15 protein-coding genes are annotated in these 17,254 nt (G+C 39.7%); 13 read left to right on the top strand and 2 right to left on the bottom strand.

The annotated features are described in order from the left end of the window. Nucleotides 1-24 precede the first annotated feature (24 nt). On the bottom strand, nucleotides 25-798 hold the full coding sequence (locus Q1B03_RS04000) for a DUF1189 domain-containing protein (protein WP_299738436.1): 774 nt from the start codon (nucleotides 796-798) through the stop codon (nucleotides 25-27). Nucleotides 799-1,043: 245 nt separating this feature from the next. Here Q1B03_RS04000 and Q1B03_RS03995 point away from each other — a divergent pair, with 245 nt between their 5' ends. The 10 genes from Q1B03_RS03995 to phoU all read left to right on the top strand — a co-directional run bounded on the left by Q1B03_RS03995 (nucleotide 1,044) and on the right by phoU (nucleotide 12,442). Next, on the top strand, nucleotides 1,044-2,672 hold the full coding sequence (locus Q1B03_RS03995) for a Na/Pi cotransporter family protein (protein WP_299738435.1): 1,629 nt from the start codon (nucleotides 1,044-1,046) through the stop codon (nucleotides 2,670-2,672). Nucleotides 2,673-2,744: 72 nt separating this feature from the next. Then, nucleotides 2,745-3,224, top strand: coding sequence for a DUF456 domain-containing protein (locus tag Q1B03_RS03990; protein WP_299738434.1), 480 nt, complete (start codon nucleotides 2,745-2,747; stop codon nucleotides 3,222-3,224). 173 nt (nucleotides 3,225-3,397) lie between these two features. Continuing rightward, a complete protein-coding gene (locus Q1B03_RS03985) occupies nucleotides 3,398-4,006 on the top strand; it encodes a superoxide dismutase (protein ID WP_044339644.1) in 609 nt (202 codons plus the stop codon). A gap of 105 nt (nucleotides 4,007-4,111) precedes the next feature. Then, nucleotides 4,112-5,326: an MFS transporter gene (locus Q1B03_RS03980; RefSeq protein ID WP_299738433.1), complete on the top strand. Its 1,215-nt coding sequence runs from the start codon at nucleotides 4,112-4,114 to the stop codon at nucleotides 5,324-5,326. Nucleotides 5,327-5,458: 132 nt separating this feature from the next. Continuing rightward, nucleotides 5,459-7,633 (top strand): penicillin-binding protein 2, encoded by a 2,175-nt coding sequence (locus Q1B03_RS03975; RefSeq protein ID WP_341356598.1) that lies wholly within the window; start codon nucleotides 5,459-5,461, stop codon nucleotides 7,631-7,633. 346 nt (nucleotides 7,634-7,979) lie between these two features. Continuing rightward, nucleotides 7,980-8,915 carry a PstS family phosphate ABC transporter substrate-binding protein gene (locus Q1B03_RS03970; protein ID WP_299738432.1) on the top strand — a complete coding sequence of 312 codons (936 nt, stop codon included), beginning with the start codon at nucleotides 7,980-7,982 and terminating at the stop codon, nucleotides 8,913-8,915. A gap of 92 nt (nucleotides 8,916-9,007) precedes the next feature. Then, on the top strand, nucleotides 9,008-9,955 hold the full coding sequence (gene pstC, locus Q1B03_RS03965; RefSeq protein WP_299738431.1) for a phosphate ABC transporter permease subunit PstC: 948 nt from the start codon (nucleotides 9,008-9,010) through the stop codon (nucleotides 9,953-9,955). Nucleotides 9,956-9,957: 2 nt separating this feature from the next. Further along, nucleotides 9,958-10,836, top strand: a complete 879-nt coding sequence (gene pstA, locus Q1B03_RS03960; protein ID WP_299738430.1) for a phosphate ABC transporter permease PstA — start codon at nucleotides 9,958-9,960, stop codon at nucleotides 10,834-10,836. 46 nt (nucleotides 10,837-10,882) lie between these two features. After that, complete coding sequence (gene pstB / locus Q1B03_RS03955; protein ID WP_299738429.1) at nucleotides 10,883-11,695, top strand: phosphate ABC transporter ATP-binding protein PstB; 813 nt, start codon at nucleotides 10,883-10,885, stop codon at nucleotides 11,693-11,695. 87 nt (nucleotides 11,696-11,782) lie between these two features. Beyond that, a complete protein-coding gene (gene phoU / locus Q1B03_RS03950) occupies nucleotides 11,783-12,442 on the top strand; it encodes a phosphate signaling complex protein PhoU (RefSeq protein WP_299738428.1) in 660 nt (219 codons plus the stop codon). A gap of 87 nt (nucleotides 12,443-12,529) precedes the next feature. Here the strand turns inward: phoU and Q1B03_RS03945 are convergent, their stop codons facing one another. Continuing rightward, on the bottom strand, nucleotides 12,530-12,877 hold the full coding sequence (locus Q1B03_RS03945; RefSeq protein ID WP_299738427.1) for a helix-turn-helix domain-containing protein: 348 nt from the start codon (nucleotides 12,875-12,877) through the stop codon (nucleotides 12,530-12,532). 352 nt (nucleotides 12,878-13,229) lie between these two features. Between Q1B03_RS03945 and Q1B03_RS03940 the strand changes: the two genes are divergently transcribed. The 3 genes from Q1B03_RS03940 to Q1B03_RS03930 are packed head-to-tail and all read left to right on the top strand — an operon-like array spanning nucleotide 13,230 to nucleotide 17,253. After that, nucleotides 13,230-13,937, top strand: coding sequence for a DUF4912 domain-containing protein (locus Q1B03_RS03940; protein WP_299738426.1), 708 nt, complete (start codon nucleotides 13,230-13,232; stop codon nucleotides 13,935-13,937). After that, nucleotides 13,934-16,249: a glycosyltransferase gene (locus Q1B03_RS03935; protein ID WP_299738425.1), complete on the top strand. Its 2,316-nt coding sequence runs from the start codon at nucleotides 13,934-13,936 to the stop codon at nucleotides 16,247-16,249. The genes Q1B03_RS03940 and Q1B03_RS03935 overlap by 4 nt, the downstream gene beginning before the upstream one ends. Continuing rightward, entirely contained in the window at nucleotides 16,246-17,253 is a 1,008-nt protein-coding gene (locus tag Q1B03_RS03930) for a nucleotidyltransferase family protein (protein ID WP_299738424.1), read from the top strand. Before Q1B03_RS03935 ends, Q1B03_RS03930 begins: the two co-directional genes overlap by 4 nt. Nucleotide 17,254 lies beyond the last annotated feature (1 nt).

Genomic DNA, 17,254 nt, shown 5'->3' with positions numbered 1-17,254 from the left:
CTCCGGGTGAGACAGGGATTCTTATTATGGCCGGATTCTCTTTTGCGGAATCTCTTTCACGACTAAATACAGAATGACAGTGATCACAAACCAATCCAGAATCGGGGCGGCAGGAATAAAGGTTTGCAGCAATTCCATTAGGGTAAAAAACAATGTAGAAACCGTTGCGGAATAGGCGGTGATTCGAAAGCTTTGACGGTAGTTTACATTTCGTTTAAGAACATTTGCGAACGTAACACCGATTATTGCGAATATCGTCACCTTCAAGAACATCATTCCTGAAGTGAATAAGTAGAGAAAAAATAAGGCTACGGGAAGGAGAATCCATTTCATCCCTATTAAGGAATCTAATAAATCAATTAAGCCATCTTTAGTAAGGGCTGTACTTCCAAACAAAGAATAGGAAGAAGATTGAACGTTTCCTTGGTTAATGACAACGAAACTCTTTTCCAAAAATGCAATCGTATTTTCATTTTCATCAAGGTTTTTTTCTTGGAGGTCACCGGTACTATCAAAGATAATGGTCATACTGTCTTTATCGATTGTAATCGGCTCTGTCTCACTGGATGACAACGAACCATTCTCTATTGAAAAGGATGGAAACTCAGCTTCTACTGATTCTCTGACATTCTCGATGGCACTGGTAGCAAATGATATAAATTGAATAGCTACGGGTAATATAGAAATAAGTGCCAGCAGGAAGACATAACGGATCGTCTTGCCAATTCCCTGAAAGCGGAATGTTGCAATGTCTTTTGGGGAATAGATACTTTTATACAATTGTTGAAATACATTCATCTTTATTTTTTCTCCTTTCATGCATACCCTATCTATTTTATGCCTGTCTTTCTTCTTCAGCAAGTTTCGAACATGTGAACAATTTGTAATAATTACATTTTGTAATGTAATTGTAATAAATGACGAGTTTTATTAACCTATTGTAAATTTGCAGTAAAAAGTATTTACCTTTGCTCTATAATATATTAAAAATGATATGGGGTTTTTGTTGTTTAATGTCGAAAATTTATGTAGGGGTTGAAAAAATGGAATTAAATTGGCAAGAGATGTTGTTTCAGTTCTTTGGAGGATTAGGGATTTTCCTCTTCGGGATAAAGTATATGGGAGACGGACTTCAAAAGTCTGCCGGTGAACGCCTGAAAGAAATTCTTGATAAGTTCACGACCAACCCATTTATGGGCGTATTGGCAGGTATTTTTGTAACCGTCTTAATACAGTCCAGTAGTGGTACGACGGTTATCGTAGTCGGATTAGTAAGTGCGGGCTTCATGACACTTAGACAAGCGATCGGTGTCATCATGGGTGCTAATATCGGGACCACGGTTACAGCGTTTATCATCGGGATCGATATTGGTGAATACGCCTTACCAATTATTGCAGTAGGAACAATTATGTTATTCTTCTTTAAGAATAAAAAAGTACACAATATTGGTCAGATGATTTTTGGTTTCGGTGCATTATTCTATGGATTGGAATTAATGGGTGGAGGAATGAAGCCTCTGCGTTCACTTGAAGCCTTTCATGACCTAACTGTAAGTATGAGTACAAACCCCATTCTTGGAGTAGTGATTGGAACTCTATTTACTGTCATTGTACAAAGTTCATCTGCAACGATCGGTATCTTACAAGAGCTATACAGTTCAGATTTAGTGGATATCCAGGCAGCACTACCTATTTTATTCGGGGATAATATCGGAACGACCATTACGGCAGTTCTGGCAGCTTTGGGTGCTTCAGTCGCTGCAAGACGTGCTGCAGCAGTCCATGTACTCTTTAATCTGATTGGCTCTACAATCTTTTTGATCATTTTGCCATTTTTCACTAAGTTTGTTCTGTTTTTACAATCTTCATTCAACCTGAATGAACCGATGACTATCGCTTTTGCTCACGGCTCATTTAATATAACGAATACAATTATTCAGTTCCCGTTCATCGCCCTATTAGCGGTGATCGTTACGAAATTGATCCCAGGGCAGGATTCACTTGTTGATTATAACTCTAAACATCTAGATCCAATGTTTATAGAACAATCACCTTCTATCGCGTTAGGACAAGCGAAGGAAGAAGTACTTCGCATGGGTAAATTCGCTGTAAAGGGATTGGAAGAAACAAATGAGTTCCTGAAGTCAAAGAGCTCTAAAAATGCGGAGGCAGCTTATCAAATTGAAGGGGCCATTAACAATCTTGATAAGAAAATCACGAATTACCTGGTTGATTTATCTTCTGCTTCATTATCTGAAAATGAATCCGAGCGCCATTCAATCTTAATGGATACCGTACGTGATATCGAACGTGTAGGTGATCATTTTGAGAATATCGTTGAACTGATTGAATATCAACAAACCAACAAGGTTAAAATTACGGATGATGCAATGAACGACCTTGAAATAATGTTTAGTCTAACAATTGAAACAGTGGAAAAAGCGTTAAAATCTTTAGACTTAAACGATACTGACATTGCAAGAGAAGTAGCTGAAAAAGAAGATCAGATCGATAAAATGGAGAGAAAGCTTCGTAAACAACATATTCTGCGTATGAACGAAGGGAAATGTTCTGGACAAGCAGGTATCGTGTTTGTCGACATCGTCAGTAACTTAGAACGTATCGGTGATCATGCAGTCAATATTGCAGAAGCAGTATTGGGTGTAGAATAATACAAATGCTGACCCATTTGATATTTGTCAAATGGGTCAGTTTTTTTTATACTTTATGGGAGGTGTTAAAAGATGGAAATGATTTATTGGAGTATTATTATCGTACTGATGATTTTATCCTTTGTCGGATTGATTTACCCGATATTGCCCAGCGTCGTCTTTCTGATAGGAAGCTTCATTTTGTACGGAGTGTTTTTCAGCTTCGAACCGTTTAGCTGGTTATTCTGGACAGTACAGGTTCTATTCGTGATCCTTCTATTCGGTGCTGATTATATGGCGAATCTTATAGGTGTCAAAAAATTTGGAGGGACGAGAGCTGGAATCTGGGGGAGTACAATTGGCTTATTGATTGGCCCTTTTGTCATCCCCGTGATCGGGATCCTTATCGGCCCGTTTCTAGGTGCAATCATAGGTGAATGGGTAGTGCACAGGTCTGATCTTAAGACTGCCGTAAAGGTAGGCGTAGGATCCGTCGTTGGATTCATCTCTAGTGTCGTGACAAAAGGAATCATCCAGATTGTCATGGCTATCTATTTCTTCGTTATCATTTGACCGGAAAGTATTTTCTTATGACTAGAGAAAAATATATAGGGGATTTTATACTTGTAAGAAAAAGTGAAGAAATGAAGGCAAAATATTTGAACAGATATAGTAGTTTTGGTAATCTTATACTGAAACGGCCTGAATTTATTGTTCAGGAAACTATACATAGGGAGGAATTTATAATGGCTTACGAATTACCGCAATTACCTTATGCATATGATGCTTTAGAGCCTCATATTGACAAGGACACAATGAACATTCACCACACGAAACACCATAACGCATATGTTACGAAAGTAAATGATGCACTTCAAGGTCACGATGATTTACTAAGCAAATCCATTGAAGATCTTGTTTCTAACTTAGACGCTGTTCCTGAAGGTGCTCGTACTGCAGTACGCAACAATGGTGGCGGCCACGCTAATCACTCTCTATTCTGGACAGTATTATCTCCGAATGGTGGAGGCGCTCCATCTGGAGAGCTGGCAGATGCCATCTCTTCCAAGTTCGGAAGCTTCGATTCATTTAAAGAAGAATTCGCTAACGCTGCTGCTACTCGCTTTGGCTCAGGTTGGGCTTGGCTAGTGGTAAACAACGGTGAATTAGAAGTAACAAGCACACCAAACCAGGATAGCCCTCTAATGGAAGGTAAAACTCCTGTTTTAGGTCTTGACGTTTGGGAACATGCTTACTACCTGAATTATCAAAACCGTCGCCCTGACTACATCGGTGCGTTCTGGAACGTTGTAAACTGGGATGAAGTAGCGAAACGTTATTCAGCTGCTAAATAATGTAATCGTACGAGGAGAGAGGTTCTTTCAAGAACCTCTCTTTTTTTTGTATAACTTCCCTCCCTTTTTCACAAGATAGGGGTACGTTAAAGGGGAGTTTTTCAAATGAGTAGCTATAAAAAGTTATTAGGCGATATTGATTTAACGAAAGATCTGACTCTGCTGTTATTGATTGGCGGATTATATTCATTGAGTATTGCGCTCTCAAACACATTTGTAAACATCTACTTGTGGAAGCAATCGGGTGAATTCATTGACTTAGGCATCTATAATTTAACCGTGGTGATCTTTCAGCCGATAACTTTTATATTAGCAGGAAGATTGGCAAAGAAGGTAGACCGGGTGATTGTGTTACGCTTCGGGGTTATTTTTTTGGCGCTATTTTACATATCTGTTCTCGCCTTCGGAGAGTCTGCCGAAAACTTTTTGGTTGTATTGGGGGCGTTGCTCGGGATCGGTTATGGCTTCTATTGGTTAGCATTTAATGTGCTTACCTTTGAAATCACCGAACCTGAAACGAGAGATTTTTTTAACGGCTTTCTTGGTACGTTAACGTCAGCTGGAGGAATGATTGGACCGATTCTCGCAGGTTTTATCATTTCCAGGTTTACGTCATTTAAAGGATATACCATTGTGTTCGGTTTATCTCTTTTGCTTTTTTCGATTGCTGTCCTTATGAGCTTCTTTCTTAAAAGGCGACCTGCCTCCGGAAGATATCTATTCCTCAGAATTCTGGAAGAAAGGAAAAACAATGATAATTGGCGGCACATTACGAACGCTCACTTTTTTCAGGGATTGAGAGAAGGGACGTTTATCTTTATTATTTCTGTATTTGTTTTCATCAGTACGGGAAGTGAGTTTGCCATAGGTACGTTTGGTCTCATCAACTCGGGAATCGCATTCGTAGGGTATTATATTGCCTCTAGAGTGATTAAGAAAAAATTTCGGAAACGAGCGATTCTGATAGGGGGTATCCTCCTCTACTTAGCCATTTTCTTAATCGTATTTGATGTATCGTACACGAAATTATTATTGTACGCAGGCGTCATTGCCATTGCTTACCCCATCCTCCTGGTTCCTTATATTTCAATGACGTATGATGTAATCGGAACGGGATGGAACGCCGCTGAAATGAGAATTGAGTATATTGTAGTAAGGGAGATTTTCTTGAATTTAGGAAGAATTGTGTCAGTCTTGGCGTTCATCATTGCTGTCACATTTTTCAATCAGGAAGAGAGCATCCCCATCCTCCTACTAATGCTTGGAGCGGGTCATACCCTCATTTATTTCTTTGTACGAAAAGTCGAACTGCCCATATAGGATATTAAAGCAAAGAGAGGGAAAGATTTCCTCTCTTTGCTTATGGCTAGATTATCCTTGTGATTTTCTATAAAATAAGATGGGATGGTAACGAAATAAAGAAATTTTTACATAGAGGAAGGGTTGGAACGATTGAAAAGAAATAAGAGAAAAAGGAAGACGCATGTTCCCGTTCGGATGAATCTGCTGTTTTTTGCCGTGTTCTTATTATTTTCTCTTCTTGTTCTTAGACTGGGACTCGTTCAAATCGTGAACGGAGAAAGCTACAAGAAAGAAGTAGAAAGAACAGAGGATGTTGTCGTCAATACAGGCGTGCCACGGGGGAAAATGTACGATCGATATGGGAATGTGATTGTCGATAATGTTCCTTTAAATGCAATCACTTATACACGGGCAAACAATACCAAGGTCGATGAAATGATGGAAGTTGCATCCAAGCTTTCTGAGTACATTGAAAAAGATACGAAAGAAGTTACAGAAAGAGACAAGAAAGATTATTGGATATTGAATAATAAAGAAAAAGCAGACGCAAAGGTTTCAGACAAAGAAATTAAGAAGCTCCAAGACAATGAAGAACTCTCTGAAGACGATGTGAATGCGAAAGTATACCAAATGAGATTAGACCGAATCACCGAAAAAGAGCTGGCGACATTGACTGAAAAAGACTTAGAGATCATTGCGATTTATCGTGAGTTTTCCAGTGGTTATGCTCTAAATCCACAAATTGTGAAGAACGAAGGGGTCACACCGGAAGAATTCGCTGTCGTCAGTGAACATCTCAGTGAACTTCCAGGCGTCAATACGACAACAGACTGGAAGCGATCTTACGTATTTGACGATACGTTAAGAACCATTCTGGGAAACGTGTCTTCTTCACGGGAAGGCTTACCTGAGAATCTAGTAGATTCTTATTTGGCGAAAGACTACAACCGGAATGATCGTGTAGGAAAAAGCTATGTAGAATTAGAATATGAAGATGTCCTGCAAGGGCAAAAGGAACAAATTAAAAACGTCACTAAAGGTGGAAGTGTCTTAGAGTCCGTACTCGTTCAAGAAGGTCAACGGGGAAAAGATATTGTTCTTACCATTGATATGGAGTTACAGCGTGAAGTTGAGAAGATTATTGAAGAAGAATTACGAAAACAGATAGTGAATCGTAGTGAGTCTCCAAACCTCGATCGGGCTTACGTAGTCATGATTGATCCCAATACGGGAGAAATATTAGCAATGGCTGGTAAGCAGTATGTAAAGAATTCAGAAACTGGTAAATACGAGATGAGGGATGCTGCGTTAGGAACCTTTACGTCCTCTTATGAAGTGGGGTCTGTGGTAAAGGGTGCTACCGTATTGACTGGTTATATGACCGGGAATTTAAAACCGGGAGAAGTGTTGATAGACGAACCATTAAAAATCAAAGGGACAAAGCCGAAATCTTCATGGTTCAATAAATACCAGCGAATCCCCATGTCTGACTTATTCGCTCTGGAAAAGTCTTCTAATTCATACATGTGGAAGGTTGCCCTTAAAGTTGCAGGAGGTCAGTATGTTCCGAATGAGCCGATTGTGAATAATCCGGAAGCCTTTGACATCTTTCGGAACCACTTCGCCCAATTCGGATTGGGTGTGCCGACAGGAATCGACTTACCTGGTGAGTCTTCCGGACTTACAGGTACAGACACCACTCCTGGTTTCTTACTGGATTTAGCGATCGGGCAGTTTGATACGTATACAACGATGCAATTAGCTCAGTATATTTCAACCATTGCAAATGATGGTTATCGTGTGGAACCACACATCATGAAAGAAATAAGAGAGCCGACAAACGATCTGGATAGCCTGGGGCCAATCCTGTTTGAGAAAGAAACGAATGTGTTGAATCGAATTGATGCGACTCAAGCCCAAATCGAGCATGTTCAACAAGGTTTCTACCGGGTGTACCACTATCCTGATGGAACGGCGTATGATCAATTTAAGAATGCACCGTATAATGCTGCAGGTAAATCAGGTACCGCTGAGACGTATGTAGATGGAGAGCTGAACTACAACACGACTCTCATCGGGTACGCCCCATTTGATAACCCGGAAGTGGCTTATGCCACAATGGTTCCTGCTTCTCATATTCAAGCAAGCGGAGTAGCCGATCCTTACGTCAATAAATACATCTCTAAACGAGTGATGGATAAGTACTTTGAACTGAAGAAGAAACGTGCAGAAGAAGTGAAGGACCCGACTTCTGTTAATAAGAAAGTAGAAAATGCCGAAGAGGCGGAAGAACAAATGCAAGAGGAAAGAGAACAGAATAACTGAGCAGACTTAAGCTGATTTCCACGAAATGACTTTCTGGAAATCAGCTTTTTTTGAATTCATCTAAGAATGTTAAACATAAGAAACATGGATGCTGATATTAGGATTAAAAGGGACTGGGTAAAAAGCAGGAACAATTATATAAAGAAATGCATAATTTATTAAAGCTTGTCTAACACTATATTCAATAAGGGTTTAGAGGGTTTTAAGCGGATGGGAAAGCTGATGAAATGAAGAAAAATGTCGAATTTACAAAACCTTTACAAACGGTTAAAACCTCATTAACACTCATCTATTAATCTATTACTCGTAGGACAAAACAACCAAGTTTCTTAGGGGGAATTTAGGAATGAAAAGCTTTAAGTATCTGGCAATGTCAGCAATGATCGGATCAGCTCTTGTATTAGGAGCATGTGGTGCTCAAGGTGGAGCAGAGAATGGTTCAGAAGAACAACTATCCGGCAGCGTAAAAATGGATGGTTCATCAACGGTAGCTCCGATCATGGAAGCTGTTAACGAAGAGTATGCAGCTACACAACCTGATGTAAAAGTATCAATCGGTGTATCCGGTTCTGGTGGTGGATTTGAAAAATTCATCGCAGGTGAAACTGATCTTTCAAACGCTTCCCGTCCAATAAAAGACGAAGAAAAGCAAAAGCTAGAAGAAGCTGGTATTGATTTCACTGAATTCGAAGTTGCTAAAGATGGTCTTACAATCGTTGTTAACAAAGAAAACGACTGGGCAGAAGATATGACAGTTGAAGATCTTCAAAAGCTTTGGCTAGAAGATGGAAAGACTAAGAAATGGTCTGACATCAATCCGGAATGGCCGGATGAAGAAGTGAAATTCTATTCTCCTGGTACTGACTCAGGCACATATGATTACTTCAATGAAGCAGTTTTAGAAGAAAAAGATATGGTTAAACAAAACATTCAGCTTTCTGAAGATGATAACGTTCTTGTACAAGGTGTAACAGGTGACAAAAACGCAATTGGATTCTTCGGATATGCTTACTACCTTGCAAATAAGGATCAACTTAAAGCAGTGAAAATTGATGGTGTCGAGCCGAATAACGAAACAATCGAGAGCGGGGAATATACTCCACTATCACGTCCATTGTTCGTATATGCTAAAAACGCTTCTGTTAAAGACAATGAAGCTGTATATGATTTCATGAAATTCACCCTTGATAACTCTGCTGAAATGGCAGAAGCGGTTGGCTATGTGAGTCTTCCGGAAGAGAAGATCAAGGAAGCTAAAGATGCCTTAGAGGGTCTTAAATAATCAAGTATCGTTGGTAAAGTCAAAAAAACAGATGAGAAGCGACTAATACTTGCTTCTCATCTTGTCATGTGGATGAAAGGGGTTTGCATTTTATGGCTTCAAATTCAAAAGAATCATCATATTCTGTTGCAGAGATGATTGCACAAAAAAGAGGAAAAGGCTTTAATCGATCATTCGAGAAGTCAATACCATGGATCTTATTTGCAATAGCAGGGGTTTCAGTATTAACCACGATCGGTATCGTATTTACGCTTATATTTGAAACATTTACGTTCTTTTCGAGAGTATCTGTATTTGATTTCATAACAGGAACGGAATGGTTTCCTTTTTCTATTCAAAATCCGAGCTATGGGATTCTTCCTTTGATCTCAGGTACACTGAAGATTACCGGGATTGCAGTAGTAGTGGCAGTACCTATAGGACTTGCTTCAGCCATTTATTTGAGTGAGTATGCAACGGATCGTTCAAGAAGATTCATCAAACCGATATTGGAAGTGTTAGCCGGGATTCCAACGATTGTATTTGGATTCTTTGCTCTAACATTTGTTACTCCTTTATTGAAGTCATTTATACCTTCGTTAAGTATATTTAATGCATTGAGTCCTGGAATTGTAGTTGGGATCATGATTATTCCCATGATTGCTTCTCTATCTGAAGACGCGATGTCGTCTGTTCCAAATTCCATTCGTGAAGGTGCACAGGCATTAGGGGCAACTAAGTTAGAAGTTGCACTAAAGGTTGTTTTACCAGCGGCCGTATCAGGGATCGTGGCATCCATTGTTCTTGCCATCTCCCGTGCAATTGGAGAGACCATGATTGTAACGGTTGCTGCTGGCGCTTCTCCGAATCTGTCCTGGAATGTTACTGACTCCATCCAAACGATGACGGCGTATATCGTTCAAGTAAGTACAGGAGATGCAGGGTATGGAACGACGATTTATTATAGTATTTATGCAGTAGGTTTCACTTTATTCTTATTCACGCTTGGTATGAACCTGCTTGCCCAATACATCTCTAAGCGATTCAGAGAGGAGTATTAATCATGAAGTATATCAATCATGAAAATGTCTTAAAAAAGATGTCTTCAAGGCTAATGGTGAATAGTGTCTTTAAAGGGCTTTTCTTCCTGGCAACATTATTTGGCTTGGTCGTGTTAAGTGTATTATTATATCGGGTATTCACTCAAGGAATTGGTTACTTGGATCTGCAGTTTTTACAAAGTGTGGGATCAAGGTTCCCTGAAAAAGCAGGAATCTATGCTGCTTTTATAGGAACGATTTGGCTGATGTGCGTAGTTGTTGTAGTTTCGTTCATAATAGCAGTGGGAACGGCCATTTATTTAGAAGAATATGCTAAACAAAACAAAGTCAATAAGTTTATCAAAGTAAATATATCAAACCTTGCAGGGGTTCCTTCTGTTGTGTTTGGTCTCTTAGGTTTAACGATTTTTGCCCGTGCCTTTGCACTTGGTCAAAGTGTTTTGGCAGCAGGGTTGACCATGAGTTTGTTAATATTGCCAGTTATCATTGTTGCCGCACAAGAAGCGATTCGTTCAGTACCAAGAGAGTTAAGGGACGCATCTTATGGTATGGGAGCTACAAAATGGCAGACCATTACTAGAGTCGTTTTACCAGCCGCAATACCGGGAATATTGACAGGGAGCATATTAGCGTTTTCCCGTGCAATCGGAGAAACTGCCCCCCTTGTTGTTATCGGTGTACCAACGATCTTATTATTCACACCAGGTTCCGTCCTGGATACATTTACGGCACTTCCAATGCAAATCTATGATTGGACAAAACGTCCACAAGCAGATTTCCATGATGTGGCAGCTGCAGGAATTATCATCCTGTTAGGTTTACTGTTACTCATGAACTCGATCGCAGTGCTGATTCGTAATAAGTTTCAAAAGAGATATTAATTTCGCTTATTAATTTGGTTTTAATGGATGAAGGAGGCTTTCAAATATGGAAACAACAATGGTGAACAACAATAAAAGAGGTACGAGCAAAAGTTCAGTGGGAAAAGAGCCTGTATATCAAACAAAGCAGCTAAACTTATGGTACGGTACAAATCATGCGTTAAAAAATATTGATTTAGATATTATGGAAAATGAAGTGACGGCAATCATTGGTCCATCAGGCTGTGGTAAATCCACTTATATTAAAACACTGAATCGTATGATCGAGCTGATTCCAAGTGTAAAAACATCAGGTGATATCCTTTATCGTGAGCGTAATATTTTTGATCGTAATTACCGAGTTGAGGAATTAAGAACCAAGGTAGGAATGGTCTTCCAAAAACCTAATCCGTTCCCGAAGTCGATTTATGACAACATAGCATATGGTCCACGAATCCACGGAATTAAAAACAAAAAAGTTCTGGATGAAATTGTTGAAAAAAGCTTAAGGGGAGCAGCGATTTGGGATGAAGTGAAAGATCGTCTGAATCAAAATGCATATGGATTATCGGGTGGACAGCAGCAGCGTATTTGTATAGCAAGATGTCTTGCTATTGAGCCGGATGTCATTCTAATGGATGAACCTACTTCTGCTCTTGATCCGATTTCTACATTAAAGATTGAAGAACTTGTTCAAGAGTTGAAATCAGAATACAGTATTATTATTGTTACCCATAATATGCAACAGGCTGCACGTATTTCTGATCGCACAGCCTTCTTCCTGAACGGGGAAGTAGTTGAATTTGACAAAACCGATAAAATCTTCTCTACTCCATCTGATAAGCGTACAGAAGACTATATTTCTGGTCGTTTCGGATAATTCACATTCAAAGAAGGATAAATACCAATAGGTGTTTAATTCCTACTATTGAGAAGCTAAAGTGTTGAAATAGGAAGGGGCATAATCATGGCAGTAAGAGGACAATTTGATGCGAATTTAAAAGAACTTCAAACCAAACTAATGGACTTGGGGAATATTGCAAAGATTGCACTTGAAAGAAGTATTGTGGCTTTGGAAGAGAAGGATGTTGATACGGCACTTGCCATTATCGAAGGTGACCAAAAAGCCGATGATCTGGAAGAGGAAATCAATGATTTAGCCATTCTGACAATAGCTAAACAACAGCCGGTCGCAACAGATTTAAGAAGAATCATTGTAGCAATCAAAATCGCTTCAGACTTGGAAAGAATCGCAGATTTCGCTGTAAATGTAGCGAAATCAACGATTCGTATTGGGAATGAACCTCTGATCAAACCGATTCATCATATTAAGGAAATGCACGCATTAACATCTGAAATGATTCAGCTCACATTGGAGTCGTTTGTCGAGGAAGATGTGGCGAAAGCGAAGAGAATTGCTGATATGGATGATAAAGTTGATGACTTATATGGTGAAACGATTGTAGAGCTTCTGACACTCAATAAAGAAAAACCTGAATTCACGGCTCAGATTACTCAGCTCTCTTTCATTTGCAGATACCTTGAAAGAGCTGCGGATCATTCAACAAACATTGCAGAAGGTGTGTTCTATCTTGTGAAAGGTCGTCGTTACGACTTGAATGAATAGTCTTCAGATGAAAAAAGCTGCCCATAACCAGGGCAGCTTTTTTTATGATTGTTCGATTTCTTGAATGAAGTATGAATGAATCTTATATTATAGCTTCGAAATAATTTGCTGGACTTCAGATTTAGAAAGTGCAGATTGCTTTGCGATTTGTTCGACAGGTATTCCTTGTTGGTATAATGCAATGACTTGGTTTTTTACAACCTCGTGAATGGGTTTCCTGGCAGGGGTTGCCCTTTTGAAAGGGGCATCGCCATCCACCATCAGCTCTTCTTCCAGTACCCGTATTCTTTTCTTTAACTGATAATGTTCCTGAAGGAAATTAATTGATAATTCTTCCATATCTTTTTCAATATCTCGATACCTATCCCGTTGGAAAAACGAAATGACTAGTAATAGGATTGAGAAACTTACTAATCCGATGAATAGTAAATCCACTAAATCACCTCATGCAGTATTATTCTTCTTTAGTTATAGCATAGATAGTGGCTTATCTCTATAAGATGGAAGGATAAATTTGTGGATTTAACCAATATTTTGTCGAATTCCATTGGGCAATTATGAAAGAATCTTGTCGTTCTAAAAATGTAATCGCTTTATTATCATTTCAGCATAATAATTTGCAAAAAAAATGCATGATAAACCCCATTATCACCACGTTTAACAAGATACGACAAAATGCGTTTATTGTAGGTTTTTGAATAGGGTGTTACGATGAATTCATAGATAATTGTCATAATTTTTAGATTGAAATTATATAATATTTGGTTACTCTTTAGGAGGAATTGTTTTGATCACAGAAATCATTCGGTTAAAAGAACAAGGAGTATCATTCAGGAAAATTGCCAAAGAGCTGAATACCACCGTCGGGAAAGTTCAATATCAGTGGGTGAAGTATCAGAAGGCTCTTGAAAGTTCATCTGGAAGTGAGGTTGCCCAGGTAGAAGTGATGGAGCCGACAACGCCGAAAAAGCGTGTAGGGAGAGCTTCTTTTGGAAGGAAGATGCCTAAGCGCCGTGCAAAAAATCCGCGTGCCACTGAGTTATCGATGATGTTCTCAACGTCATCCCGAATCTATTGCTATTGGAACATTACTCAAGAATGGATTCGCCAAGTAAAAAGTCATTTTAAAATGAATCATGACCCTCAACCTTTTGTCCTTCGTTTGTATGATATTACATCGATTTCCTTTAACGGACATAATCACCACACATACACAGATTCATATGTTCCCCATACGGAGAGTGATTGGTTTGTAAATGGTCTAAAGGAAAACAGAAGCTACTGTATGGAAATTGGATTGCGCTTACCGTCCGGTGACTTTGTTGCATTCACTCGTTCCAATGTACTCCACACCCCAAGAACGTCCCATCATCAGGAGTATCATAGTATGAAAGAGTTATTTGAATATGAGCAAGGATTAATTAAAGAGCCGAAATGGGTGGAGCATGTGAGCACCTATTCGTATTATGTAATGAATCAGGAGGAAAAGGCATGAAAGGACCGTCGGCAGTGATTATATATCCACAATTTAACGAACTGACTTTTTCACAATGTAACGAACGGGAAGATCTTCTCACTTCTATACTTATCGAAAATAGTGCACTGTTAGATCTCCTTCAACGAAATGAAGCATCCCCAATACCTGTTGTGGTGAACCCTACCCTCTTTTCACTTTTTATGAGTGAAGAGTTTAAAGAGAAAGCCCATTCAATCATTCAAGCCAACCTTCTGCAAGCCGAGCCGCATGAAAAGAGTAAATGGCAGCTGATTTATTCTCAATGGTCAACCCATGACATGAATTTCGTACAAGCCTACAAGACTCTGGTGGTTGAAGGCAAAGCCACTGTGATCCCTACGACGGTAAGCTCATTCCCATTGACTCACTACAGGACCCCGAGAGCGATCGAATCTCAGGTTCGAATGAGTACATTGTTGTATAAGCAGTATTTTCAAATGATTCCAAAGGTTTTTTGGTTACCACAGGCAGCGTATGTACCGGGTATTGACTTATACCTTACTAAGCAAGGAATCGAATACACATTTATCTCCTCCTATTCGTATGAACATAGTGAAAAAGAACGTGACAGCGGTGTAATCAGAACACCAAGGGGCTTAAAATTAATACCGGTTTCAGAGGGCAGAATAGGAGCATTGGAAGAGAACGGTCATTCCCTCTCGATTGTTTTCATAGAGAATAGAGAAAGCTACGCTGAATTAAATACCAAAGAGTTCACACACTCATTAGAGGAGAAGATGGAATCTTCTACTGCTCTTTCCAGAGTAGGTTTTGGATATCTTGGAATGGAGAAGCAAACCCCGATTCTATCTGACACGGCCATGAAGAATATTCGAATGGTCCATCGTATGGAAGAGAAACTTGACAATCTGTATTCATCGGCAGAACCGACAGAGTGGACACATCAACTGCTGAGGGAATGGGTAGCAAGCCTCGAAGGTTTGAATATTCAAAATGGCTTGACGTCTGTTCACTTTGACAGCTTACTTGATTTGATACTGGAAGGGCAGAAGGATGAACATTTATTCCTTCATCGCAAAAGGGTCGTTCCCTTTCCGTCTGATGAAATCCTTGAAAAGCTCTTCGCAGGGAATGCAGAAGAAAAGGAGGAGAAACAGGATTCTGTTCTCCTTCTCTCATGGGAATATCCTCCGAATATTGTGGGGGGACTCTCGAGGCATGTGTATGATCTGGCTAATAATCTTGTGAAAAAAGGGAAACAGGTACACGTTCTTACGACCAAAGCAAATGATGCCCTGTCACTTGAGAAAATGGAAGGGGTTACGATTCACCGTGTACACCCATTACATCCATATGAAGAAGATTTCTTTAAGTGGGTATTTGATTTAAATCAGGCGTTCATTCATTACGCTCATGATCTGATGGAAGATGAAAGAATCACTCATATTCATGCCCATGATTGGATTGTGTCCACTTCAGCGATGAAATTGAAAGAGTATTATAGGGTTCCGCTCATCACAACCATTCATGCTACGGAACATGGACGTAATCAGGGGATTTATACCGATTTGCAACACAAGATTCACCGGGAAGAGCAGCTTCTTATTGGTGCATCGGACCATCTTATCGTGTGCAGCGAGCATATGAAAGAGGAAATCAAGAGCTTATTTACCATCGAAGCTCCAATCGCGGTGATACCAAATGGTGTGGAATTGGAGAAACTCGATCAATCTTCTCCTTATAGCTTTGAACAGCGCTCCACTCCGTATTTCTTTTCAATCGGACGGATGGTTCATGAAAAAGGATTCGACACGATTATCCGCGTAGCCTCACAGTTAAAGAGAGAAGGATTTACTATCTCATTTATCATAGCTGGGAAAGGTCCAATGCTAGAGCACTATCGTCAAGTGGTAGACCAAGAAGAATTGAGTGACTGTGTGTCTTTCATCGGATACATTTCCGATAGGGAGCGGAATGACTATTTGAAGAATTGTTTAGCCGTGATCTTTCCAAGCCTTTACGAGCCATTCGGCATTGTTGCACTGGAAGCAATGGCTTTCCGTAAAGGGGTGGTGGCATCAAATACGGGAGGACTGAAATCAATCGTGAAACATGAGCAAACCGGCTTATTATTTGAGCCCAATCATGAACAAAGTCTTTATACACAATTGGTCTCATTAATTGAAAATCCCTTAAAATCGGAACAGCTAGGAAATCTCGGTTTCAAAATGGCCCAATCCATGTTTAGCTGGGATCGAATCGCGGATCAAACCATCCACGTGTACGATGATGTACTTCTTCAATCAAAAGTAGAAGGCATAAAAAGATGAAGGCCGTGATATTGGCAGGTGGAGAAGGCAAGCGATTAAGACCCTATACAATGTCGATTGCAAAGCCGATGGTTCCGATTCTGAATAAGCCAATTCTTGAATACAGCATTAACCTCCTCAGGTCCTATGGAATTAAAGATATTCTAATCACAACCTGTTATAAAAGTGAAACGATTAAAGAGTATTTTGGCGATGGAAAACGGTTCAATGTGAACATTACCTATCTGGATGAAAAAAAGCCGCTTGGAACAGCAGGAGGGATCTTTCTCGCCAGGCACAGGCTGCGTGAACCGTTTTTAGTGTTAAGTGGAGATGCATTCACTAATATTCCAATTGATAAAGTCATTGAATTCCATTATGAGAAAAGAGCGGTTATGACCGTCGTCTCAAAAGAAGTAGTGAACCCAAAAGAGTATGGGATTTGTCATACAGACGAAAATCGTAAATTGGTTGATTTTATTGAAAAGCCGGAAGAGTGGGTAGGAAATGAAGTGAACACAGGGGTATATATGTTAGATCCACGGCTGCTTGATCGTTATGCCCACTTAGGAGCGAGGGATTTCAGCCAGGATTTCATTCCTCAGCTGCTTTTAAATAATGAGGAAGTCTATGTATTTAAAACGAATGCCTATTGGAGAGATATTGGAAACCCTGAAGAATATAAAAGCGCACGTGATGATCTCATGAAGGGTCAGTACGCCCCACCCTCCATAAAAAAAGGCTTTCACCACTCCAAAGACTTTATGGAGCCGTTTATCACCAGGCTCCAAGTAGCGTGTCCAAATGGAAAGAAACCATTCGTACTGGCTAAATTACTGGAAACCGTTCCTTCTTCCTCCAGTCAGAAAGAAGTTGTTTTCGATCATAGAGATGGAGGACGAACGAAAATCATTAGTGATCCGAAAAGAGGATTCATCATTTATTCCAAGGCTGACAGACGAAATCTGGCAAGGGAGCTTGCCAGATATTATGGAATGAAAATAAAAATCTGGCAAAAGGTGTAGA

This window comes from uncultured Rossellomorea sp., assembly GCF_947488365.1.
GTDB lineage: Bacteria > Bacillota > Bacilli > Bacillales > Bacillaceae_B > Rossellomorea.
The sequence above is the reverse complement of the archived record's forward strand: the minus strand, read 5'-3'. Positions and strand labels throughout refer to the sequence as shown.